Annotated in this window: 20 protein-coding genes and 1 pseudogene; 8 read left to right on the forward strand and 13 right to left on the reverse strand. The window is 55.6% G+C overall.

Going from position 1 to position 23,919, the window contains the following annotated elements:
* Positions 1-248 precede the first annotated feature (248 nt).
* Positions 249-1,625, forward strand: a complete 1,377-nt coding sequence (locus BFV64_RS15000) for a diaminobutyrate--2-oxoglutarate transaminase (protein WP_014884533.1) — start codon at positions 249-251, stop codon at positions 1,623-1,625.
* Positions 1,626-1,643: 18 nt separating this feature from the next.
* A complete protein-coding gene (locus tag BFV64_RS15005; RefSeq protein ID WP_069602238.1) occupies positions 1,644-3,110 on the forward strand; it encodes a pyridoxal phosphate-dependent decarboxylase family protein in 1,467 nt (488 codons plus the stop codon).
* Positions 3,111-3,146: 36 nt separating this feature from the next.
* Here BFV64_RS15005 and BFV64_RS15010 read toward each other — a convergent pair whose 3' ends face one another.
* From BFV64_RS15010 to BFV64_RS15025, 4 genes and pseudogenes are all read right to left on the reverse strand, one after another.
* Complete coding sequence (locus BFV64_RS15010) at positions 3,147-3,662, reverse strand: protein disulfide oxidoreductase (RefSeq protein ID WP_014884535.1); 516 nt, start codon at positions 3,660-3,662, stop codon at positions 3,147-3,149.
* Between the two features lie 76 nt (positions 3,663-3,738).
* Positions 3,739-5,919: a polysaccharide biosynthesis tyrosine autokinase gene (locus BFV64_RS15015; RefSeq protein ID WP_069602239.1), complete on the reverse strand. Its 2,181-nt coding sequence runs from the start codon at positions 5,917-5,919 to the stop codon at positions 3,739-3,741.
* Complete coding sequence (locus BFV64_RS15020) at positions 5,919-6,368, reverse strand: arsenate reductase/protein-tyrosine-phosphatase family protein (protein ID WP_023330908.1); 450 nt, start codon at positions 6,366-6,368, stop codon at positions 5,919-5,921. Before BFV64_RS15020 ends, BFV64_RS15015 begins: the two co-directional genes overlap by 1 nt.
* Positions 6,368-7,508 (reverse strand): annotated as a pseudogene (locus BFV64_RS15025) (polysaccharide export protein). Before BFV64_RS15025 ends, BFV64_RS15020 begins: the two are co-directional and overlap by 1 nt.
* A 475-nt stretch (positions 7,509-7,983) precedes the next feature.
* Here BFV64_RS15025 and BFV64_RS15030 point away from each other — a divergent pair.
* The 3 genes from BFV64_RS15030 to BFV64_RS15040 all read left to right on the forward strand — a co-directional run bounded on the left by BFV64_RS15030 (position 7,984) and on the right by BFV64_RS15040 (position 10,053).
* Positions 7,984-8,316: an RcnB family protein gene (locus BFV64_RS15030; protein WP_008500887.1), complete on the forward strand. Its 333-nt coding sequence runs from the start codon at positions 7,984-7,986 to the stop codon at positions 8,314-8,316.
* Entirely contained in the window at positions 8,291-8,746 is a 456-nt protein-coding gene (locus BFV64_RS15035) for a GNAT family N-acetyltransferase (protein WP_224955253.1), read from the forward strand. Before BFV64_RS15030 ends, BFV64_RS15035 begins: the two co-directional genes overlap by 26 nt.
* Positions 8,747-8,895: 149 nt before the next feature.
* On the forward strand, positions 8,896-10,053 hold the full coding sequence (locus BFV64_RS15040) for a DDE-type integrase/transposase/recombinase (RefSeq protein ID WP_045282386.1): 1,158 nt from the start codon (positions 8,896-8,898) through the stop codon (positions 10,051-10,053).
* An 85-nt stretch (positions 10,054-10,138) separates the two neighbouring features.
* On the opposite strand, the gene apbC is transcribed toward BFV64_RS15040, so the two are convergent.
* Positions 10,139-11,248, reverse strand: coding sequence for an iron-sulfur cluster carrier protein ApbC (apbC, locus tag BFV64_RS15045; RefSeq protein WP_069602240.1), 1,110 nt, complete (start codon positions 11,246-11,248; stop codon positions 10,139-10,141).
* Positions 11,249-11,384: 136 nt separating this feature from the next.
* Between apbC and metG the strand changes: the two genes are divergently transcribed.
* A complete protein-coding gene (metG, locus tag BFV64_RS15050) occupies positions 11,385-13,418 on the forward strand; it encodes a methionine--tRNA ligase (protein WP_023337540.1) in 2,034 nt (677 codons plus the stop codon).
* Positions 13,419-13,512: 94 nt separating this feature from the next.
* Here metG and BFV64_RS15055 read toward each other — a convergent pair whose 3' ends face one another.
* Genes BFV64_RS15055 through BFV64_RS15065 form a run of 3 tightly spaced genes read right to left on the reverse strand, consistent with a single transcriptional unit; the run spans position 13,513 to position 16,428 of the window.
* A complete protein-coding gene (locus BFV64_RS15055; RefSeq protein ID WP_014884542.1) occupies positions 13,513-13,983 on the reverse strand; it encodes a YehS family protein in 471 nt (156 codons plus the stop codon).
* A 46-nt stretch (positions 13,984-14,029) separates the two neighbouring features.
* Positions 14,030-14,749, reverse strand: coding sequence for a two-component system response regulator BtsR (btsR, locus tag BFV64_RS15060; RefSeq protein ID WP_014884543.1), 720 nt, complete (start codon positions 14,747-14,749; stop codon positions 14,030-14,032).
* Positions 14,743-16,428, reverse strand: a complete 1,686-nt coding sequence (locus tag BFV64_RS15065) for a sensor histidine kinase (RefSeq protein ID WP_014884544.1) — start codon at positions 16,426-16,428, stop codon at positions 14,743-14,745. The genes btsR and BFV64_RS15065 overlap by 7 nt, the downstream gene beginning before the upstream one ends.
* Positions 16,429-16,645: 217 nt before the next feature.
* Here BFV64_RS15065 and mlrA point away from each other — a divergent pair, with 217 nt between their 5' ends.
* Together mlrA and BFV64_RS24400 are read left to right on the forward strand one after the other, a co-directional pair.
* Positions 16,646-17,386: an HTH-type transcriptional regulator MlrA gene (gene mlrA, locus BFV64_RS15070; RefSeq protein ID WP_014884545.1), complete on the forward strand. Its 741-nt coding sequence runs from the start codon at positions 16,646-16,648 to the stop codon at positions 17,384-17,386.
* A 69-nt stretch (positions 17,387-17,455) separates the two neighbouring features.
* Entirely contained in the window at positions 17,456-17,569 is a 114-nt protein-coding gene (locus BFV64_RS24400) for a protein YohO (RefSeq protein ID WP_010433613.1), read from the forward strand.
* On the opposite strand, the gene BFV64_RS15075 is transcribed toward BFV64_RS24400, so the two are convergent.
* From BFV64_RS15075 to bglX, 5 genes are all read right to left on the reverse strand, one after another.
* Entirely contained in the window at positions 17,544-18,281 is a 738-nt protein-coding gene (locus BFV64_RS15075; RefSeq protein WP_063614550.1) for an ABC transporter permease, read from the reverse strand. The genes BFV64_RS24400 and BFV64_RS15075 overlap by 26 nt on opposite strands.
* Complete coding sequence (locus BFV64_RS15080; protein WP_069602241.1) at positions 18,265-19,215, reverse strand: ABC transporter ATP-binding protein; 951 nt, start codon at positions 19,213-19,215, stop codon at positions 18,265-18,267. The genes BFV64_RS15075 and BFV64_RS15080 overlap by 17 nt, the downstream gene beginning before the upstream one ends.
* A complete protein-coding gene (locus BFV64_RS15085; protein WP_059373547.1) occupies positions 19,208-20,365 on the reverse strand; it encodes an ABC transporter permease in 1,158 nt (385 codons plus the stop codon). Before BFV64_RS15085 ends, BFV64_RS15080 begins: the two co-directional genes overlap by 8 nt.
* Before the next feature lie 12 nt (positions 20,366-20,377).
* Entirely contained in the window at positions 20,378-21,295 is a 918-nt protein-coding gene (osmF, locus tag BFV64_RS15090) for a glycine betaine ABC transporter substrate-binding protein OsmF (protein WP_014884549.1), read from the reverse strand.
* 147 nt (positions 21,296-21,442) lie between these two features.
* Positions 21,443-23,740: a beta-glucosidase BglX gene (gene bglX, locus BFV64_RS15095; protein ID WP_063614552.1), complete on the reverse strand. Its 2,298-nt coding sequence runs from the start codon at positions 23,738-23,740 to the stop codon at positions 21,443-21,445.
* Positions 23,741-23,919 lie beyond the last annotated feature (179 nt).

Here is a 23,919-nt window from a genome sequence, read left to right on the forward strand (position 1 = left end):
TCGCTGATTTTACAGTTCTGGAAAAACCATCATAACCCACTGTTTTTGCTAGCCATAAAGCGAGATTATTGTTCGTAAAATGGGGATATTTCTCCCCCCATGCTCTCTGTCACAAAACAGTAAACAAATTAACCATTGAGCCCCGTGGCAAAAGGCTCTATATTGGCGGCGTTTTTTTCAGGCCCCATCTGTTTTTTAACTTTTTATTCAATCGTGGCTCATAACGAAGCGGCGGTTGTAGGAGTGATATGATGACGGATAAAGTCCGTATTGACACTGTAGATGCCCACAAAAGCAACGAAACCTATCTGGCCCGTCAGGCCGAGTTTGAATCTAACGTCAGGAGTTATCCGCGCAAACTGCCTTTAGCGATCACTAAAGCAGAAGGCGTGTGGATCACCGATGCAGATAATAAAGAATACCTTGACTGTTTAGCAGGTGCAGGGACCCTTGCGCTTGGACATAACCATCCTGATGTGCTGAAAAGCATCCAAAATGTCATTACCAGCGGCTTGCCGTTACATACACTGGATCTGACGACGCCTCTGAAAGACGCGTTTTCTGAATACCTGCTCTCTCTGCTGCCGGGTCAGGGCAAAGAGTACTGCCTGCAGTTCACCGGTCCATCCGGTGCTGACGCCGTTGAAGCGGCGCTGAAGCTGGCGAAAAAAGTGACCGGCCGTAGCGGTATCATCAGCTTCTCAGGTGGTTACCACGGGATGACCCACGGCGCACTGTCCGTGACGGGTAACCTGTCTCCGAAAGAAGCGGTTGACGGTATGATGCCAGAAGTGCAGTTCATGCCTTATCCGCACGAATACCGCTGCCCACTGGGTATCGGTGGTGAAGCGGGTGTTAAAGCGCTGACCTACTACTTCGACAACCTGATTAACGACGTTGAAAGCGGCGTGCGTAAACCTGCAGCGGTGATCCTCGAAGCCGTTCAGGGTGAAGGCGGCGTGAACCCGGCTCCGGCTGAGTGGCTGCAGCGCATCCGTAAAGTGACGCAGGAACATGGCATTCTGCTGATCCTCGACGAAGTTCAGGCAGGCTTTGCCCGTACCGGTAAATTCTTCGCCTTCGAACACGCGGGCATTGAGCCAGACATTATCGTGATGTCTAAAGCCGTTGGCGGCGGTCTGCCGCTGGCCGTGCTCGGTATCAAAAAGCAGTTCGACGCATGGGCACCGGGTCACCACACCGGCACCTTCCGCGGCAACCAGCTGGCGATGGCAACCGGTCTGACGACGCTGAAAATCCTGAAAGACCAGAACATCGCAGGCAAAGTGGCTGCACAGGGCGAATGGCTGAAAGGCCAGCTGAAAGAGATGGCGAAACGTTATCCGGTCATCGGCCACGTTCGCGGTCTGGGCATGATGATCGGTATTGAGATCGTTAAGCCACACGAAGCGGCTGACCACATGGGTTGCTTCCCGGGCGACGGCGAGCTGTCTGCACTGATTCAGAAGAAATGCTTCGAAGCCGGTCTGATTCTGGAACGTGGTGGTCGCAACGGTATCGTTCTGCGTCTGCTGCCTTCTCTGCTGATCAGCGATGAAGAGCTGAAAATCTTCCTGGATAAATTCGAGCAGGCACTGCTTGCTGCGGGCGTTCGCCCGGCGTAACCGGAGTAGTTGATTACGATGTCAGATTCAAACCCAATTTTGTTCTCCTCTGCGCAGAGCATTGACGCTTATCAGCAGGCGATTGAACAAAGCACTCAGGCTGTGATGCAGTGGCTGAAACAGCCTGAGATGTACCAGGGCAAAACGGTCGCGGAACTGCGCGACCGTATTAAGCTGGATTTCAACCCAAAAGGGCTGGGCAACGAAGCGGCGATTGAACGCGCCGTGGAGTTCTTCCTGAAAGACAGCTTGTCCGTTCATCACCCACAGTGCGTGGCGCACCTGCACTGCCCAAGTCTGGTCGTAAGCCAGGCGGCAGAAGTGCTGATTAACGCCACTAACCAGAGTATGGACTCCTGGGATCAAAGCCCGTCCGCAACCATCATTGAGATCAAACTGATCGAATGGCTGCGTACCCGCGTGGGTTATCAGGCTGGCGACGCAGGTGTTTTCACCAGCGGCGGCACTCAGAGCAACCTGATGGGTCTGATGCTGGCCCGTGATGCGTTCTTCGCGCGTCAGGGTCACTCCGTTCAGCAGGACGGTCTGGTGGGCGATCTGCGTAAGATCCGCGTACTGTGCTCCGAAAACGCGCACTTCTCCGTGCAGAAAAACATGGCGCTGATGGGTCTGGGCTACCAGTCCGTGGTGCAGGTGAAAACGGATGAATTCTCCCGTATGGTTCTGTCCGATCTGGCGGCGAAAATTGCACAGTGCAACGCGAACGGCGAGCAGATTCTGGCGATCGTCGCGACAGCCGGTACCACCGATGCCGGTGCTATCGACCCGCTGCGTGCGATTGCTGAACTGGCGGCGAAGCAGAACATCTGGGTACACGTTGATGCGGCCTGGGGCGGCGCGCTGCTGATGTCTGAGCAGTATCGTCATTACCTGGACGGTATTGAGCTGGTGGATTCCGTCACGCTGGACTTCCACAAGCAGTTCTTCCAGACCATCAGCTGCGGCGCGTTCCTGCTGAAAGAAGCACGTCACTATGAACTGATGCGCTATCAGGCTGCCTACCTGAACTCTGAGTTCGACGAAGAGGCGGGCGTGCCAAACCTGGTGTCCAAATCTCTGCAGACGACCCGTCGTTTCGACGCGCTGAAGCTGTGGATGAGCCTGGAAGCACTGGGTCAGGAGCAATACGCCGCGATCATCGATCACGGCGTGACGCTGGCGCAGCAGGTTGCCGCCTACGTGAAAGAGCAGCCTGCTCTGGAACTGGTTATGCAGCCACAGCTGGCAAGCGTGCTGTTCCGCTTCCGTGGCCAGGTGCAGATGGACGATGCGGGTATCGCCCTGCTGAACCAGAAAATTGGTGATGCGCTGCTGGAGTCTGGTCGCGCGAACGTCGGTGTGACCGAGCATAACGGCGTTACCTGCCTGAAGCTGACGCTGCTGAACCCAACCGTGACGCTGGAGGATATCAAAACCCTGCTGTCTTTGGTTGAGCGCACCGCGCAGGAAGTTCTGGCTAAGTAATCCAAAACCCCTCTCCCGCCGGGAGAGGGGTTATTTTTACAGACCTGCCCACCACATCCTGACTTTTAATCCCCAGTAGCTCGTCCAGCCCGTTGTGGTACTGACCACATTCCCCTTCGATACAATCACCAGCGTCGGCGTTACGCTCACCTGCCACTGTTGTGACACCGCACCGTTTGGATCGTTAATCACCGGCATACTCAGGCTTTTCTTCTCGACCCAGCGAGCCAGCTTCGCATCATCACCAGAACGCATGGCAATACTGATGACGTTACCGCCCTCTTCTGCCAGCTTATCCACCGCCGGTGTCGTATAACGGCAGATGCTACACCAGGTGGCCCAGACGTAGATCAGCAGTGGCCGCTCCTGGCTGAGCGCTTCGATATCGTGGCGCTTTCCGTCAATGCTTTGCATTGGTGTGGCGCTAAAACTGGCGGGGAGTGTGGGCTTGCGGTATTGATCCACGCCCCACATCACGGCCAGCGCGAGAAGGAAGAAAATGATCCCTTCCCGCGCCCAACGGCGCAGTCGACTCAATTTACGGTTATCCATTATGACCTCTCGTTGTAACGGAGGTCATCTTAACGGGCTGTTCGGCGCGGTGCTGTAAAGAAGTGTCGCGCCACGCTTATTCCTGAGTGTAACCGTAGTCGTAGTGGCTATAGCCCGAGTTGTAATAGAGCGCAGCGGATTTCACGATATCGTTGAGGATAGCGCCATTCACCTGCATGCCCGTTTGCCGCAGACGCTTCAGTGAGTGCTCGACCTCTTTACCGCTGGTTTTTCCAAAACGGGCAACCAGTAGCGTGGTGGCCGCGGCTCTGGTGATCAGCAATGCATCCGTCACGGCAAGTACGGGTGGGGTGTCGATAATGACGATGTCATAAAGTGTGTCGATCCGTGACATTACCGCCTGGAAGCGTTCACTCATGAGCAAATCAACGGGATGTGAAGGCCGGGGTCCGCAGGTCAGGACATCAAAACCGCCTTTGTCAAAGCGTTGAACCGCGTCCTGCCATTCTACGTTTCCTCCGAGCACGCTGGACAATCCAAGATGATTGTTCAGTTTGAAAATATTGTGGACATACCCCTTGCGCATATCCGCATCAATAAACAAGACTCGCTGTCCCGCCTGAGCCGCAATCGACGCCAGTGAGGTACTGACCAGGGTCTTTCCGCAGTCCTGCGTAGGGCCTGACACCACTACGATCCGGTTTGTTGCATCCATCATCGTAAAATGCAGACTGGTACGGAGCCCGCGCACCGCTTCGATAAACATATCGGTCGGCCGGTCAACAGGCAGGAAAGGTACGTTTGATGTTCTGTGTTTCCAGTGGGAAGCAAACAGGTTCCGCCTGCGCAGATGCGTCTTTTTCCAGAGCCAGACTGAGCGCGGGAGCGTCGCCAGAAGCGGTATTCCCTGCACTTCAAGTTGCTCAGATGACGTAATGCCCCGCTTAAAGGCCGAACGCACGAAAACCGTTCCGGTCGAGAGCATTAACCCCATCAGCATGCCCAGCACAATAATAAGCGCTTTACGCGGTTTAATCGGAATGGGCTGCGTCACGGCCGGGTCAATGATCCGCACGTTTCCAATCGCGCTGGAGCGGGAGATATTCAGCTCCTGCTGCCGCGTCAGAAGCTGCAGGTAGATGGTACGCCCGGATTCCACGTCACGACTCAGGCGTAATATTTCCTGCTGCGTGGAGGGCATGGCTGAAACGCGTTTGTTGAGGCGCGTACGTTCCTGCTCGAGCGTTTGTTTCTTTTCCCGTAACGCGCGGTAAGTGGGGTGATCCTTCTTGAAAAGCTGAGAAACCTCTGCTTCACGGAATGTCAGCTCGTTAAGCTGGTTTTCCACATTAACAACCTGATCAAGAACCGACTTCGCCTCCAGAGACAAGTCGACAGAATCCCGCTTTTCTCTGTAGGCATTCAGTCGTGCTTCGGCTTCATCCAGCTCCCGACTGATCTTCGGTAATTGAGTCTGTAAAAACGTCAGGCTCCGGGTATCTTGAGCTTCCTGACGCGCGATATTCTGGCTGAGATAATTTTCAGCGATTGTATTAAGCACTCTGGCGATCTTACTGGGGTCTTCACCCGCTATGGTTAACGCGATCATACCGCTCTGTTTCGCCGATTCAGCAACCGTAAGCCTCTTTTGAATGGCGTTGATCGCTTCAAGTTTCGTGACGGTTTTGAGGATAAATTGGGTACCCGGAACCGAATCGAGGGATGTCACCAGCAGAGATACCCCATCTTTAACCAGCGCTTTTCCCACAACGCCGTCTACAGCCAGCGTCTTTCCCTCAAGATGAAATCGCCCCTGGTCCTGTACGGTGAGTAAAAGCGTTTGTGGCTCACCTTCCAGAAGCGGAATAGTCAGTGCGCCAATCGTTATTTCATCAGATTTTCGTCCCCGAATCTGTTCCCACACAGGACCGATAACAGGGAGTACGTGCCGCTTAACGTGGTATGTTAGCCCGAGTTGATCAACGGTCTCTCCCAGAATCATCCGTGATTTAAGGAGCAGAAGTTCTGGGGCGACATCGGGGGAGAGATCGGACCCGAACTGGCTTAAGCTTTTAAGTAGCGAGTTATCCTGCTTCGCCTCGACCTGCACCAGGGCATCAGCCTGATAAACTGGCGTGGCGCTGAATGCATAAATCCCCGCACATACCGTGAACAGGAGTGTGATACACGCAATCATGATCCGGTGATCAAACATCTCAGCAAGCAACTGAATGAGATCGATTTCATTATTCTGCGGTGTCGCAGCACCAAATTTGTCTGATTTAGAAGACGACATTACTGCTTCATTCCTTGTTGACTCAAACGACGAGCCCATTCCTGACTGGCTTTTCCCAATTGGTTGAAAACATATTCGAAGGCTTCACGACTTTTGTGATACGGGTCGGGAATGTCCTTGGTTTCCAGCCATTGTCCAAATAGCAGCGATTTTCCCCGGTTCTCCGGGGCCATAGTGGCGATAAAACGAAGGTGTTTCGGCTCCATCACCAGAATCAAATCGGATTTTTGTAACAGGCTACGCGTCACCTTGCGGGCAACATGCCCCTCCAGCGAAATACCATGACGCCAGGCCACGGCCTGCGCAGCGGCATCCGCCGGGCATCCTTCGAGACCGAAGATACCTGCCGAGGTCACCTGCCTGCCGGGTAGCTGCTGGCGCAACAGCCGTTCACCCATTGGCGAACGGCAAATATTGCCTGTGCAAACCACTAAGATTGAATTGAACATTATTGCGGCCACGATCTGATATAGCGGACGGTTTCGGTCAGATCGTGAACACCTGTGATAGTCGGCACCAGTTGGGTAATGACGCGATTCCAGCGTGAAAGCGGTGCGGTGGTCACATAGACAATGTCATACGGCTCCAGCTGAAATTCCGTGCTTAGTACCATGGCTGACGCATCTTCTGCATTCAGTTGATAGATGTTGGCAATTTTGTCCGCGTCGCCTTTTTTCGCTACCTGTCGAATAACAAAAATGCCGGTGGCATCGGCCATGTTCTGGTTTAAGCCGCCAGCATTTCCCAGCGCTTCGGCCAGCGTCATGCCGCTACGATCCATTTTAAGGGTGCTCTGTTTAACCACCTCCCCCATCACGAACACTTTCAGCGCGTCGTTTCGGGGAACAAACAAGATATCGCCAGGATAAAGCAGCTTGTTTTGCGTTAAATCGCCGTGCTGCATCAGGGCATAGAGGGAAAGGCGTGAGTCCTGACCATTATGCGTGAGTACCACATTCCGCCAGTCGGCATCCGCAGATAGCCCACCAGCAGCGTTGACTGCATCCATCACCGTCAGTGGAATATTGGTAATGGGCTGCTGGCCCGATTTCTCTACCTCACCAGTGATATAGGCTTTTTGCGAACGGAAGGAGGCTATGCTGACATCCACCTGAGGGCTCTCAATGACCTTATCCAGTCGCGCGGTAATCTCTTCACGTATCTGTGAAACTGTTTTGCCCGCTACGTGCAGCTTACCGACATAGGGGTAAAAAAGCGTACCGTCGGCGTTGACCCAGTTGCCCGCATCGCTCGCGCTACGATACTGCCCGGCAGGCGTCGTTAATTCAGGGTGATCCCAGACGGTGACCGTCAGGATGTCGCCTGTGCCAATACGGTATTCCCAGTTTTTGAGCTGCTCATCCAGATTAGGATTCGCCTGAGATTTCGATACGGGCGGACGCAGTTTTTCAATCAACCCAGGGGTCACTGGAAAAATTTCTACACGTTTATCCAGTTGATGATTAATTCCTTCACTCGGCGTAACTTTTTTTTCCAGACAGACTTAAGTGCTGACCCGGTGAAAATACACACCCTGTTAACTGGCTAAGAAAAAGAAAGAGTAGTGGGAATGCAGTTGTGTTTTTCATTTATATAAAATGTTGGTTTATCGTTGCGCCAGGCGTTACATCTGCAAAAAGAATGCAACTAACACCATGAAATATAATTAGTTATTATTTTAATGGCATTACCATGAAATTCTAAAAACGAATACATTCGCTTTAAAAAACTGAGCCGATGCACAATCGTCTAATAAAATCAAAAGTAATATCACTTCATCCGAAGGCGATACTAAAGGGTATTCCTCAGTAAAGCATTCGCTTAACCGCGCAATTTTGATGCTAAAAGTTATTTTCAGAATAGATTAATAAAAATAACAAATATTAGTAATGGTAAATATCGACCACACAAATAAGACCCACACGGTTCGACTACACAAAACTGTCCATTTTTGTTACATTTTTTTCATACACGGCTTGCGTTGATCCTTAAAATGGACTGTCTGCCTTGCTTCATACGCGCGCCCGCAGACAAAACATCTGTAACGATATCACTGGAGAAAAAATGGCTAAGCGTAAATTGCTGCTTCTGGGTGTATTACTGTCTCTGGCGGGATCCGCATTTTCTGCCCCGCAAACCGCCGCTGCGCCATCAGGCATCAAAGCCTATGAGGAACAAGAGTTCATCGCTGATTTCACTAAGTTCAAAATCGGCGATACCGCACCGGCGCAGTATCAAACGCCCGAATACACCATCAAACAGTATCAGTTGCGTAACCTGCCGGCACCAGATGCAGGGACCCACTGGACCTACATGGGCGAAAACTACGTCCTGATTGGCGATGCAGATGGCAAAATCTACAAAGCCTATAATGGGGATATCTTCTATCATCGCTGATACGATCGTCATCCGTCCGTGGCAGGAGAGCGATCGGCCTTTCCTGCGCACGCTCTATCTCCACGCCCGACGCGATGCCTGGCCCTGGCTTGATGACTCTGGCTGGCATCTGGAAGATTTCGACGCCGCTACCCGGGACGAAGCCATCTGGGTTGCGGAGCAGGACGGCCATCGCCTGGGGTTTGCTTCCGTCTGGACCAACGATAATTTTCTGCACAACCTGTTTGTTGATCCGCAGTCTCAGAGCCTGGGTGTCGGACATCTGTTACTTGAGCACGTACAGAAAACGTTTACCAGCACGGGTGCACTGAAGTGTCTGGTGAAGAACAGGCGGGCTATTGCGTTTTACCAGCGACATGGCTGGCACATTGAGGCAACGGGTGATTCTCCGGACGGAGAGTACTATCTGATGCATTATCGGCTGCGTTAACGTCGGGTGGCGGCTTCGCCTTACCCGACCTACGTGATGGTGCCATTTGTAGGCCGGGTAAGCGAAGGGTATGAACCGGAAACATGGGTAACACTTTAGACCGGATACATGGGTAACAGTTATAACTGGCATAGAAGAGGAGACTCGCTATGCCCTGGACTGAGACCCGACCTATGCAACGCCTTGATTTTATCCGTGCCTGCCATGCAGGTACGGACTCCTTCTCCGCGCTTTGCCGTCTTTTTGGCATCAGCCGTAAAACCGGCTATAAATGGCTTCAGCGTTTTGACCCTTCTGACCTGTCATCTCTCTCGGACCGGTCGCGTGCGCCACGCTCCCACTCCCGGACGGTTCCTGATGATATCGCCGGACACCTGACTGCCCTGCGTCAAAAACACCCTGACTGGGGGCCAAAAAAACTGCGGATGTGGTTGCTCAATCATCACGTCGATTTTACCGTACCTGCCGCCAGCACTATCGGCGATATCCTCAAGCGCGAAGGCCTGGTTCCGGATAAAAAACGAAAACGCAGAACACCAGGCAATCGCCAGCCCCTGACCATCATCAGTGAGAACAATCAGGTCTGGAGCGCTGATTTTAAAGGCAAGTTCAGGCTGCTCAGCAGAGAGTACTGCCATCCTTTCACCCTGACCGATAATCACAGCCGGTATCTGCTCAGCTGCCGGGGAACACACCGTGAGAGTGAACCCTTTGTCAGAGAGTGCCTGACGGATGCGTTCCTGGAATATGGTCTGCCGGAAGTGCTTAGAACCGATAACGGCCAGCCCTTCGCGGGAACAGGAATAGCCGGATTAAGTCGTCTTGCCGTCTGGCTAATCAAGCTGGGCATCAGGCCGGAGCGTATCAGAAAGGGGCATCCGGAAGAAAATGGCCGCCATGAGCGAATGCACCGCTCCCTGAAAAGTGCGGTGAAACAGGGCAACACCTTCATGACGATGGAAGAACAACAGCGGTGGTTCAGTGACTACCGGAAAGAATTTAACTACGAAAGGCCGCATGAAGCACTGGCGGGAGCAACGCCCGGAACGGTATGGCAACCCTCAAACCGACACTGGGATGGCCGTGTTCCTGAGTATGCTTATCCGGAAGGAGGTACAGTCTACAGGGTGAAATCGAGGGGGACCCTCTATATGGGAAAAAAGGGTACGGTGTTCCTGAGTGAAGCACTGACTGGGGAGTACATCATGCTGGAAGAACAAGATGATGGCCTTGAGGCCATCATCTTTAATGGGATAACGCTTGCGTACTACGACCGAAAAACCCAGAGTGTGCTCCGGATAGACTAAAAGTGTTACCTATGTTCCCGGTCTGATCTGTCACCTATGTATCCGGTCATACAGAAGCGCTACCCGGCATTAAAGCGCAGAGGAGTTACACCGCGCGGAAGGCGATTTCACCCGGGATCACTTCGCCCTGCCAGTAAAGCTGCGCCGCAACGCGCCCCGCCAGCTGACGATACATATCCGCAAATTCGCTGTCCGGACGGCTAACAACCGTCGGTTTTCCACTGTCCAGATCTTCGCGCAGGGTGATATGCAGCGGCATCTGACCCAGCAGTTGGGTATGATACTGTTCGGCCAGCTTTTCTGCGCCACCGGTACCAAAGATTGGCTCGTGGTGCCCACAGTTGCTGCAGATGTGCATGCTCATGTTCTCAACGATACCAAGTACCGGCACCTCCACTTTTTCGAACATGACGATGCCTTTTTTGGCGTCGATCAGCGCGATGTCCTGCGGTGTGGTCACCACCACAGCGCCCGTTACCGGAATGTTCTGCGCCAGCGTCAGCTGGATATCACCGGTACCCGGCGGCATATCCAGCACCAGATAATCGAGATCCGGCCACATGGTTTCCTGCAGCATCTGCATCAGCGCTTTGCTGGCCATCGGGCCGCGCCAGACCATGGCGTTATCGTCAGTCACCAGGTAACCGATTGAGTTGGTCGCCAGCCCATGCGCCACGATCGGCGCCATATGCGTACCGTCCGGCGAGGTTGGACGCTGGTTTTCCGCACCCAGCATGTTTGGAATGGACGGACCATAGATATCGGCATCGAGAATACCCACCTTCGCCCCTTCCGCCGCCAGCGCAAGCGCCAGGTTTACTGCGGTAGACGATTTGCCCACCCCGCCTTTACCTGAGCTCACGGCGATGATGTTTTTCACACCGTTCACGCCAGGCTGATTCTTCACACGCTTCAGCGTGGCGATGCAGTGGCTCAGCTTCCAGTCGATCGCTTTCGCTCCGGTAATGCGCAGCAGCTCAGAGCTGGTCTGCTCTTTCAGCGCATCAAAGGCGGTGCTCCAGACGAAGGGCATCTGCAGCTCAATGTGCAGCGTATCGTCCAGCCACGCAACGTGGTGTAACGCTTTCAGCGTCGTGAGATTATGTTTCAGGGTTGGATGCTGAAAGTTAGCCAGCGTCCCGGCGACCATTGCTCGTAAGGCTTCCGGTGATTTGGCCTGGGATTGAGAACTCATCCCGACTCCTTTGTTCTTGTGAATAAGACCTTAGACAACAAGTTTACCTGAAAGGCCGCGGTTTGTGCTTACTTAATAATGCCCCTTTTGGTAATATCGAAAACCCTTTTCACAGTTAAAAGAAGTAATGCCTACTATGACTCAAGTCGCGAAAAAAATTCTGGTAACGTGCGCCCTGCCGTACGCCAACGGCTCAATCCACCTCGGCCACATGCTGGAGCATATCCAGGCTGATGTCTGGGTCCGTTACCAGCGAATGCGCGGCCACGAGGTAAACTTCATCTGTGCAGACGATGCTCACGGCACGCCGATCATGCTGAAAGCGCAGCAGCTGGGTATCTCCCCGGAGCAGATGATTGCCGAAATGAGTCAGGAGCATCAGACCGATTTTGCTGGCTTTGACATCAGCTATGACAACTATCACTCCACCCACAGCGACGAGAACCGTGAGCTGTCGGAGCTAATATACACGCGTCTGAAAGAGAACGGTTTTATCAAAAACCGCACCATCTCTCAGCTGTACGATCCGGAAAAAGGCATGTTCCTGCCGGACCGTTTCGTCAAAGGCACCTGCCCGAAATGCAAATCACCGGATCAGTACGGCGATAACTGCGAAGTGTGTGGCGCAACCTACAGCCCGACTGAGCTTATCGAGCCGAAATCCGTGGTGTCCGGCGCTACGCCTGTGATGCGTGATTCCGAGCACTTCTTCTTTGACCTGCCATCCTTCAGCGAAATGCTGCAGGCGTGGACCCGCAGCGGCGCGCTGCAGGAGCAGGTGGCAAACAAGATGCAGGAGTGGTTCGAATCCGGTCTGCAACAGTGGGATATCTCCCGCGATGCGCCGTACTTCGGCTTCGAAATCCCGAACGCACCGGGCAAATACTTCTACGTCTGGCTGGACGCACCCATCGGCTACATGGGCTCCTTCAAGAACCTGTGCGACAAGCGTGGCGACACCGTCAGCTTCGACGAATACTGGAAGAAAGATTCCACTGCCGAGCTGTATCACTTCATCGGTAAAGACATCGTTTACTTCCACAGTCTGTTCTGGCCGGCAATGCTGGAAGGCAGCAACTTCCGCAAGCCGACCAACCTGTTCGTGCACGGCTACGTGACGGTTAACGGCGCGAAGATGTCTAAATCTCGCGGGACGTTCATCAAAGCCAGCACCTGGCTGAACCACTTCGACGCGGATAGCCTGCGCTACTACTACACGGCGAAGCTCTCCTCTCGCATCGACGACATTGACCTGAACCTGGAAGATTTCGTCCAGCGCGTGAACGCGGACATCGTCAACAAGGTGGTGAACCTGGCGTCCCGTAACGCAGGCTTTATCGCCAAACGCTTTGACGGCGTGCTCTCCGCAGAGCTGGCCGATCCTGAGCTGTATAAAACCTTCACTGACGCCGCCGCTGCGGTTGGCGAAGCGTGGGAAAGCCGTGAATTCGGTAAAGCCATTCGTGAAATCATGGCGCTGGCAGATGTTGCCAACCGCTATGTAGACGAGCAGGCGCCATGGGTGGTTGCCAAACAGGAAGGCCGCGACGCCGACCTGCAGGCGATCTGCACCATGGGTCTGAACATGTTCCGCGTGCTGATGACCTGGCTGAAACCGGTTCTGCCGCAGCTGGCCGCGCGTGCTGAAGCCTTCCTGAACACCGAACTGACCTGGGATGCTATCCAGCAGCCGCTGCTCAGCCACAAGGTGAACACCTTCAAAGCGCTGTATAACCGCATTGAGATGAAGCAGGTTGAAGCCCTGGTCGAAGCCTCTAAAGAAGAGGTGAAGGCCGCTACAGCACCGGTGACCGGCCCGCTGGCGGACGATCCGATTCAGGAAACCATCACCTTTGACGATTTCGCCAAAGTTGACTTGCGCGTAGCGCTGATTGAAAACGCGGAATTCGTGGAAGGCTCTGACAAGCTGCTGCGCCTGACGCTGGATCTGGGCGGCGAGAAGCGCAACGTGTTCTCCGGCATCCGTTCAGCCTACCCGGATCCACAGGTGCTGATTGGCCGCCAGACCGTGATGGTGGCGAACCTGGCACCGCGTAAAATGCGCTTCGGCATCTCTGAGGGGATGGTGATGGCCGCAGGCCCCGGCGGGAAAGACATTTTCCTGTTAAGCCCTGACGAAGGCGCGAAGCCGGGTCAGCAGGTGAAATAACAAAAAAGCCGGAGATTATCTCCGGCTTTTTTGTTCTCCCTCTCCCTGTGGGAGAGGGTCGGGGTGAGGGCATCAGGCCGCATCCATGCCGTCTTTACGCTTTAGGGTGATGCACCCGGTGGGTCAGCCCGCGCAGAAAATTACGCAGAAACTGATCGCCGCACTCGCGGTAGTTTTTGTGGTCCGGCGCGCGCATCATGGCAGTCACTTCCGGCACGGATACGCGGTATTTTTGCTCCGTCATGATCGCCACAATATCGTCCGTTTTCAGCGAGAACGCGATGCGCAGCTTTTTCAGTACCGTGTTGTTGTTCACGCGACGCTCCAGCGCCAGCTCCGGGGCGGACTCATCTTTGCCACGCTTGTCATAAATCAGACCGTTCAGGAAACCCGACAAAATGATGTCGGGGCAGCGCACGAAGCCCTCTTCATCCTCTTTGGTCATCCAGGTGTCAAAGCCTGCAGACGTGGATTCCATGTCGGACAGTGCAAGAATGCGCACCATGTCGTTGTTGTTTGCTTTCAGGGTGTAGCGCAGGCTACGGAGAATATCGTTACTGAGCATAGAACCTTCGAATGTCGATGATGCAATGGCGCGCAGTGTACCAGCTTTACAGGCCAATCGCCTCTTTCAAACTTTTCAGATAGCGGCGGCTGACGGGAACAGTCTGCCCGGCGCGCAGGACCAGCTCGGCCTGGCCGTTGTCTTCCAGGCGGATCTCTTTCAGATGCGCCATGTTCACCAGATACTGGCGATGACAGCGGATCAGCGGCGTGCGGCTCTCCAGCGTGCGCAGAGTCAGTTCGGTAAATCCTTCATTTCCCTCTGCACTGGTGACAAACACGCCGCTCAGTCGGCTACTCACGAAGGCCACATCATCCATCTGCAAAAGATAGATTCGGCTGTGCCCGGTGCACGGGATAAATTTCAGCGGCTGCTGGTTCTCTGGCAGCAGCGTGACATCCTGGACGGTTCGCTCCTGGCGTAACCGGTTCAGGGTCTTTTCCAGCCGCTTCTCTTCAATCGGCTTGAGTAAATAATCAAACGCGTGCTCCTCAAAAGCCTTAACGGCATACTCGTCGAAGGCCGTCAGAAACACGATGTAGGGACGATGCGCCGGGTCGAGCATACCCACCATCTCCAGCCCGCTGATACGCGGCATTTGAATGTCGAGGAACAGCACGTCAGGGCGCAACTTATGCACGGCACCAATGGCCTCAATGGCGTTCGCACACTCTCCCACAACCTCAATATCTGGCTGCTCCTGCAGCAGAACGCGCAGGTTTTCCCGTGCCAGCGGCTCATCATCCACAATCAGCACTCTTAACATGCGTTTTCCTCCAGCGGCAGTCGAACGGTAATACGGGTAAATCGGTCCGGCTCACAGGCCACGGTAATACCGCAGTCGTCGCCAAAGTGGGCACGCAGACGTTTATCCACCAGGCTCATCCCTAGCCCGCCCGACGTGGAAGGCTGATAAAGCCCGGCATTATCTTCAATATCCAGCACCAGATGATGGTTAAAACGGCTGGCAGCAATCGTGATCTCTCCGATCCCGAGCAGCTGCGAAGTTCCATGTTTGATGGCATTTTCCACGATAGGCTGCAGGGTAAAGGCCGGAAGATGCTGATACGCCAGGTCATCCGGGACGGAAAGCGACACCTGCAGGCGAGACTGGAAACGCGCCTGCTCAATCTGCAGATAGGCGTTCACGTGCTCAATCTCATCGGACAGGGTCACTATCTCTGACGGACGTTTCAGGTTCTTGCGGAAAAAGGTCGACAGAAACTGCACCAGCTGCGCGGCCTGATCGCTGTCGCGGCGGATCACCGCTTTAAGCGTATTCAGGGCATTAAACAGGAAATGCGGATTAACCTGCGCATGCAGGAGCTTAATCTCAGACTGCGTTAACAGGGCTTTCTGCCGTTCATACTGCCCGGCGAGGATTTGCGCTGACAGCAGCTGAGCGATCCCCTCCCCCAGCGTGCGGTTGATGGAGCTGAACAGGCGGTTTTTCGCCTCATACAGCTTGATGGTGCCCATCACCCGCTGATTTTCACCGCGCAGCGGAATGACCAGCGTGGAGCCCAGCTTACACTGCGGATGCAGCGAGCAGCGATAAGGCACTTCGTTACCATCGGCATACACTACTTCGCCGGTTTCAATGGCCCGCAGCGTATAGGTTGAGGAGATAGGTTTGCCTGGCAGATGGTGATCGTCTCCGGTGCCGGTAAACGCCAGCAGCTTTTCGCGATCGGTGATGGCGACCGCGCCGATATCGAGCTCTTTGTAGAGCACCTGCGCCACCTTCATGCTGTTCTCCTCGTTGAACCCCTGGCGCAGGATCCCTTCGGTCGAGGCGGCAACCTTCAACGCCGTGGCAGAAAAGGCCGAGGTGTACTTCTCAAACATGGCGCGTTTATCAAGCAGAATGCGCATAAACAGCGCCGCGCCGACGGTGTTAGTCACCATCATCGGGGCCGCAATACTGCTGACCAGGTGCAGCGCATCGTCAAAGGGACGGGCAATCAGCAGGATGATCGCCATCTGCGCCATTTCGGCAACAAAGGTGATCGCCCCGGCAGTGAGCGGGCTAAAGACTTTATCCGGGCGACCACGCTTGATCATGTAGCTGTGTACCAGGCCGCCAAGCAGCCCTTCCACGATCGTAGAGATCATACAGCTGAGCGCCGTCATCCCGCCCATGGAATAACGATGCAGCCCGCCGGTTAACCCCACAAGGCCACCGACGACGGGGCCGCCAAGCAGCCCGCCCATCACCGCGCCGATCGCGCGCGTATTGGCGATAGAGTCTTCGATATGAAGACCAAAATAAGTCCCCATTATGCAAAAAATAGAGAAGGTGACGTAGCAGAGCAGCTTATGCGGCAGACGTACGGTGACCTGCATCAGCGGGATAAAAAGACGCGTTTTGCTCATCAGCCAGGCGATGACCAGAAACACGCACATCTGCTGAAGCAACAGCAGCACCAGATTAAACTCGTACATACTCAAAACCGCACACGCTAAAAACGCGTAACATACACTGTTGCAGGTTTGCTTTCTTTGAAGCATCCCAAAAAAGCGCAAAATCGTGTCCGTTATCACACCTTTTTCCGATCATCGCGCATCCTTCGCATTATTTGTTCAAAAATCAATCAATCCTTCCTGGTTCGGCAAAGTGGGTCTACAGTTAAGCTGGGAACGCGTAAGCCAGGGGGCAAATATGGCGCTTTACACGATAGGTGAAGTGGCACTCCTTTGTGATATCAATCCCGTTACCCTACGGGCGTGGCAGCGACGGTATGGATTGCTTAAACCGCAGAGAACGGACGGCGGACATCGCCTGTTCAACGATGCCGATATCGACCGGATCCGCGAAATTAAAAGCTGGATAGACAACGGCGTGCAGGTCGGTAAAGTGAAGTCCTTGCTGAGCCACGACGACCCGGACACGCAGCACCTCTGGCGCGAACAGCAGGAAACCCTGCTGCGGCTCCTGCAGGCGGGTAATGTGCAGCGCCTGCGCGCATGGATCAAAGAGCAGGGTCGCGATTATCCGGCACAGACGCTCATCGCCCATCTTTTCATTCCGCTCCGTCGACGCCTGCAATGTCAGCAGTCCACCCTGCAGGCGCTGCTCAGCATGCTCGACGGCGTGCTGATTAACTACATTGCCGTCTGCCTCGCCTCGGCGAAGAACAAGGCCGGAAAAGATGCGCTGGTGGTCGGCTGGAACGTGCACGACACCACCCGCCTGTGGCTGGAAGCGTGGATTGCCACCCAACAGGGCTGGCGCGTGGATGTCCTTGCGCACTCGCTGGCGCAGCTTAAGCCTGAGTTTTTCGACGGCCAGACTCTGCTGGTCTGGTGTGGCGAAGTGCCGTCCGCCACGCAGCAACAGCTGCTGACGGAATGGCGTGAGAATGGGTATCCGGTTTATTCCCTTGGCCCGGATGAGCCATAACGGCATTTAATGGTTCATTAACAGCCGCGCTTCACCGTATAATTGTTCCGTTAACAACAGGAGCACATGATGAAGGCAACCAAACTGGCCGTGATTACCCTTTTTGTCCTGATGGCCGTAAGCGGTATCGGCGGCGTAATGCTGGCAGGGTACTCGTTTATTGTTCGTGGCGGTGTCGGCTGAGGTACATCGCCAGCCGCTCAAAAAGGCGATCGACGACGATAGCCGCCAGCGCGACCAGCACCGCCCCCTGCACAATATAAGCCGTGTTAAACCCGCTTAAGCCGATAATAATCGGCGTTCCCAGCGTATTGGCCCCCACCGTAGACGCAATGGTCGCCGTCCCGATGTTAATAATCACCGACGTGCGGATCCCGGCAATGATAACCGGTGCTGCAAGCGGCAGTTCCACCTTGCGCAGCCGCTGCCAGCGACTCATCCCCATCCCTTCTGCCACGCTTAACACCGATGCCGGGACGGCCGCAATACCCGCCAGCGTGCCCTGCAGAATGGGCAACACCCCGTATAAAATCAGCGCGATAAGCGCAGGCTGCTGACCAAATCCCATGACCGGCACCGCAATGGCCAGCACCGCCACCGGCGGAAAGGTCTGTCCAATAGCCGCGATGGTTTCCACCAGGGGACGAAACTCCCGCCCGGCAGGCCGGGTCACCGCGATACCCGCGCCGGTGCCCAGCACAATCGCGACAGAACTGGAGAGCGCCACCAGCCAGAGATGCGCCACGGCAAGATTAATAAAGCTCTCCTGCTGGTACACCGGGCGCGGCAGCCCAGGGAAAAGTGCGCCGAACAGTACCGCGCTGTGAGGCATCAAAAACAGTAAGGCGACAAACAGCGCTACCAGCCAGAGGAGGGGATCACGCAGAGCCTTCACGCGTCACCTCCCCGGCCAGCAAATCGCGAAAATGTAAGCTTCCGCACGGTGCCCCCCGGGCATCCGAAACGGGTAGCACTTCACACTGGCGCGCCACAAACGCGGAGAGAGCATCCCGCAGGGTCATTTGCGCCTGTAGCGGTTCACCGGCGAGCGACGTATCCTGTCGACGCATATAATCACCGACCGTGCGCAGGGAGAGCAACCTGACGCCCAGCTCGCTACGGCCAAAAAACTCACGCACAAAGTCGTTCTTCGGGCTGGTCAGCAGCGCGAGCGGCGCGCCCTGCTGCACCACTTCGCCGTGATCCATCAGGACCAGATGGTCAGCCAGACGCAGAGCTTCATCAATATCGTGCGTCACGAGGACAATGGTCCTTCCGAGAATGCGGTGAATACGGGTCATTTCCGTCTGCAGCGCCCCGCGCGTCACCGGATCCAGCGCACCAAAGGGTTCGTCCATCAGCAACACCTGCGGATTGGCCGCCAGCGCGCGCGCCACGCCCACGCGCTGCTGCTGCCCACCGGAAAGCTGGTGCGGATAGCGGTCGCGCAGGACAGGCTCTAACCCCAGCAGAGACATCAGTTCCTCCACCCGGTCAGCCGTTTTAGCCCGCGACCATTTCTCCAGCTGCAGCACGGTGGCAATGTTTTGCGCCACCGTCCAGTGGGGAAACAGTCCGATGGACTGAATGGCATAGCCCATCCGACGGCGCAACTCCAGCACCGGCAGACTGCGGATCTCTTCCCCGGCAAAGCGGATCAGCCCACTGTCATGCTCGACCAGACGGTTGATCATCTTCAGCGTGGTGGATTTTCCCGACCCTGACGTACCAATCAGCACGGAAAACGCGCCTTCGGCAAAGTTCAGGTTGAGATGGCTCGCCGCCGGGCGACCCGCAAAGGTTTTACTGACATCATGAAATTCAATCATTGGCGCTTCTCCTGAGCAGCGCGAGCCATAAGGCAAACAGCGCGTCGACAACCACCGCCAGCGCAATCGTGGGCACCACGCCCAGCAACACCAAATCGAGAGCACTGCTCAGCAGCCCCTGGAACACCAGCGCACCAAAGCCACCCGCGCCAATCAGCGCGGCGATCACCGCCATGCCCACGGTCTGAACGGCGACTACCCGCAGGCTGCGCAGCAGCAGGGGTAGCGCCAGCGGGAGCTGTATCTTCCAGAAACACTGCCGCGCGCTCATCCCCATGGCATGGGCGCTTTCCAGCACATCCGGCGCGACCTGGCTTAACCCCGCGACCACGCCGCGCACCAGCGGCAACAGTGCATAGAGCACCAGCGCGATAAGCGCCGGGGTTAATCCCGTTCCGGCGATGCCTGCCGCGCCCAGCACCGGAAACGACTTCACCAGCCCGGCCAGCGGGGCAATCAGCAGGCCAAACAGCGCAACGGAAGGAATCGTCTGGATGACGTTGAGCACGGCAAAAATGCCGCCCTGGCGGGAAGGATGGCGGTAACACCACATGCCCAGCGAAATCCCGAGCAGAAGCGCCGGAAGGAGCGTGCCGAAGAGGATCGTCAGGTGTTGCGCCAGGGCATCATCAAATACCTCCTGGCGGTTGGCGTACTCTTTTAACAGCGAGAGATTGTTCAGCTCCCCGCTGAACAGCAGGAACAATGGTATACACCATATCTGCGCATTCAGTACCCAGCGCCAGACGGCACTGGAGATGAGTCGACGAATCGCATCGCTGCAGGCCAGCAAACAGAGCGCCAGCCAGAGCCAGAGGCCGCTGCCTATAGAGGTCCTCGCCAGTGGACTTTCCGCCGACGCCATATGCGTCGCCGCCAGTCCGGCACTCCAGAACAGGATAATAAACAGCCCTTCGGAGAGGAGCAGCGTCAGCCACTGCGCCGGGCGTCCCTGCCAGAGCGACAGGATCACCCACGCGCCCAGCGACGCCGCCAGCCACCCCGGCGTAAACGGCCAGACCTGCCAGAGCGCTTTTCCCTCCCCCGACATCAGGCGGTTAGGGGCGACATTCACAAACGGTAACGCAACCGCCGCGATGGCCGTGCAGGCCAACAGCAGCAGTACGCGGTTATGACATTTTATTGGCACAGCCCTTTCCCGTTACTTCACAAGCCCTTGTTGTTTCAGGAAGTCGGCGGCCACTTTTTTGGCATCCAGTCCCTCGACGGCAATGCTGGCATTCAGCTGCTGCAGCGTTTTTTCATCCAGCTTTTCGAAGACCGGCTTGAGCCAGTCGGCAATCTCCGGATGGGCTTTCAGCACCGCCTCACGCACGACCGGGGTCGGGGCGTAAATCGGCTGAACGCCTTTAGGATCGGTCAGGGTCTGCAGGCCGAGCGCCGCCACCGGGCCATCGGTACCGTAGGCCATGGCCGCATTAACACCCGAGGTTTGCTGCGCCGCGGCTTTGATGGTCACCGCAGTATCCCCGCCCGCCAGAGAGAGCAACTGCGCCTGGTCGAGTTTGAAACCGTAAGCTTTTTCGAACGCGGGCAACGCGTCAGGACGCTCGATAAACTCTGCGGACGCCGCAAGCTTAAAATCACCCTTCTCTTTCAGGTAGCGGCTAAGATCCGTCAGTGAGGTAAGCTTACCTTTCTCCGCCACATCTTTGCGCACAGCGATGGTCCAGGTATTGTTGGCAGGAGCCGGGGTCAGCCAGACCAGTTTGTTCTGTTCCGCGTCGAGTTTTTTGACTTTCTCATACCCGGCTTTGGCGTTTTTCCATGCCGGATCGTTTTCATCTTTAAAGAAGAATGCCCCGTTGCCGGTGTATTCCGGGTAGATATCCAGTTCGCCGGAGGTAATCGCCCCGCGCACCACGGGCGTGGTGCCGAGCTGGACTTTATTGACGGTTTTCAGACCGTGGCTTTCCAGCACCTGCAAAATAATATTCCCGAGCAGCGCGCCTTCGGTATCGATCTTGGAACCCACTTTTACCGGCTCCGCCGCCTGTAACGGCACACTCAGCGCCGCCAGTAATGCCGCCGATCCCAACATCCCCTTAATAATCGTCATTCCGCTATCCTCATTTTTTTGCTGCCTTTTTCAGAGGCTTGAGAGAAAAGCGTAGCTTAAAACGGCAGAATTAACCGTCAAAATGCCTTTTTAGCATAAGGTAAGATGCATCCCCCGCAGGACGGGGGGATGCAAAGGCAGGAAAGGTTACAGCAGTTCGAACTCGCCTTTATTCACGCGAGCGGAGTCCACCCCGATAAACACGTTAAATTTGCCGGGTTCCGCATCGTATTTCATCTGCTGGTTCCAGAACTTCAGCGCATCCACGTCAATCGGGAAGCTGATGGTTTTGGTTTCACCCGGCTTCAGGTCAACCTTTTCGAAACCACGCAGCTGCTTCACGGGACGACTCATCGACGCAGTGACATCCTGCACGTACATCTGAATCACCGTTGCCCCTTCGCGCTTGCCGGTGTTGGTCACCTCGACGCTGGCGGTCACTTTGCCATCACGCTTCAGGGTCGGGGCCGACATTTTCACCTCGGAGACCTTGAAGGTGGTGTAGCTCAGACCATAACCAAACGGATACAGCGGGCCGTTGGCTTCATCGAAGTAACGTGACGTGTACTTGTTCGGCTTGTCGGCGTTGTACGGGCGACCGGTGTTCAGGTGGCTGTAATAAACCGGGATCTGCCCGACGGAGCGCGGGAAGGACATCGGCAGCTTGCCGGACGGGTTGTAATCGCCAAACAGCACGTCGGCAATAGCGTTACCGCCTTCGGTACCGGCGAACCAGGTTTCCAGTATGGCATCTGCCTGCTGGTCTTCTTTCACCAGCGCCAGCGGACGACCGTTCATCAGCACCAGCACCAGCGGCTTGCCGGTGGCTTTCAGGGCGGCAATCAGATCGCGCTGACTCTGCGGAATAGTGATATCGGTACGGCTGGAAGCTTCATGCGCCATCCCCTGCGCTTCGCCCACGACCGCGACAACGACGTCCGACTGCTTAGCCGCGTTTACCGCTTCGTCGATCATCTCTTTCGGCGTGCGCGGATCGACCTTCACCGCTTCCTCGTACTGGTTGAGGAAGGTGACGATGTCTTTATCATTGGTGACGTTTGCCCCTTTGGCGTACACCACTTTGGCGTTTTCACCGACGGCGCTCTTGATACCGGTCAGCACGGTCACGGACTGATCGGCGACGCCTGCCGCAGACCAGCTGCCCATCACGTCGCGTTTGCTGTCAGCCAGTGGGCCCACCACGGCAATGGTGCCGGATTTTTTCAGCGGCAGCGTGTCGAGGCGGTTCTTCAGCAGCACCAGGCTTTCGCGCGCCACTTCACGCGCTTCTTTGCGGTGCAGGCGGCTTTCAGCATTGGTGTCCGCCGGGTCGGAATCTTTTGGTCCCAGGTGGCTGTAAGGATCGTTAAACAACCCCATGTCATATTTCACGTTCAGCACGTGGCGCGTGGCATCGTCCAGCTCCGCCATCGTCACCTTGCCGCTCTTCACCAGCCCCGGCAGGTATTTGCTGTAGTATTCATCGCTCATGCTCATGTTGATGCCAGACTTCAGCGCCACGCGCACGGCGTCTTCCGGGTCGGATGCAGTGCCGTGTTTGATCAGCTCTTTAATCGCGCCGTGGTCAGACACGGTGATGCCCTTAAAGCCCCACTGGTCACGCAGCACGTCTTTCAGCAGCCACGAATCGGAGGTCGCCGGCGTGCCGTTCAGCGAGTTAAGCGCCACCATCACCGCGCCGCTGCCTGCATCCAGCCCTGCCTTGTACGGCGGCATATAGTCGTTGAACAGGCGCTGCGGGCTCATGTCGACAGTGTTGTACTCTTTACCGCCCTCCACTGCGCCATAGGCCGCGAAGTGTTTGACGCTGGTCATCACCGAATAGCGGTCTGCCGGGCTTTTGCCCTGCATCGCTTCCACCATGGTTTTGCCCATCGTGGCGGTTAAATACGTATCTTCACCGAAGCCTTCCGATGCGCGGCCCCAGCGCGGATCGCGCGAGACATCGACCATCGGAGCCCAGGTCATGTTCAGGCCGTCATCCGCCGCTTCATAAGCCGACACGCGACCGACGGTTTTCACCGCATCGAGGTTAAAGGAGGAGGCCAGGCCGAGACTGATAGGGAAGACGGTGCGCTGGCCGTGTACCACGTCATAGGCGAAGAAGAGAGGGATCTTCAGGCGGCTAAGCGCCATCACCTGATCCTGCATTTTGCGGATATCCTGGCGGGTGACGGTGTTAAAGATGGCGCCCACCTGGCTTTCTTTGATCATCTCCCGGATGGCCTCTTTCGGGTTATCCGGACCGACGCTTATCAGACGCAGCTGGCCGATCTTCTCATCAACCGTCATCTTTTTAAGCAGTTCCGTGACAAATGCGTCCCGGGCTTCAGGCGTAAGCGGGTGATTGCCAAACAACTCATCTGCCAGCGCAGGCTGCAGCGCCAGGCTGACGGCGACACCTAAAGAACATATCCATCTCATGTCGTTACTCTCTCATCATTAACCGCCGGAAGAAGGCCACCGGTCCGGGCGAAAAGCGCAGTGTGCCATAAACCCTCTTTTGCTTGCAGGGTTATTCTCTGATTTTTCTCATGAATAGTAGACCGCGAAACTGTTAATCGCGCTATGCTTTACAGCGAGAAATTTGCCCCACCACAAGG

The sequence above is a fragment of the Enterobacter kobei genome, assembly GCF_001729765.1.
GTDB lineage: Bacteria > Pseudomonadota > Gammaproteobacteria > Enterobacterales > Enterobacteriaceae > Enterobacter > Enterobacter kobei.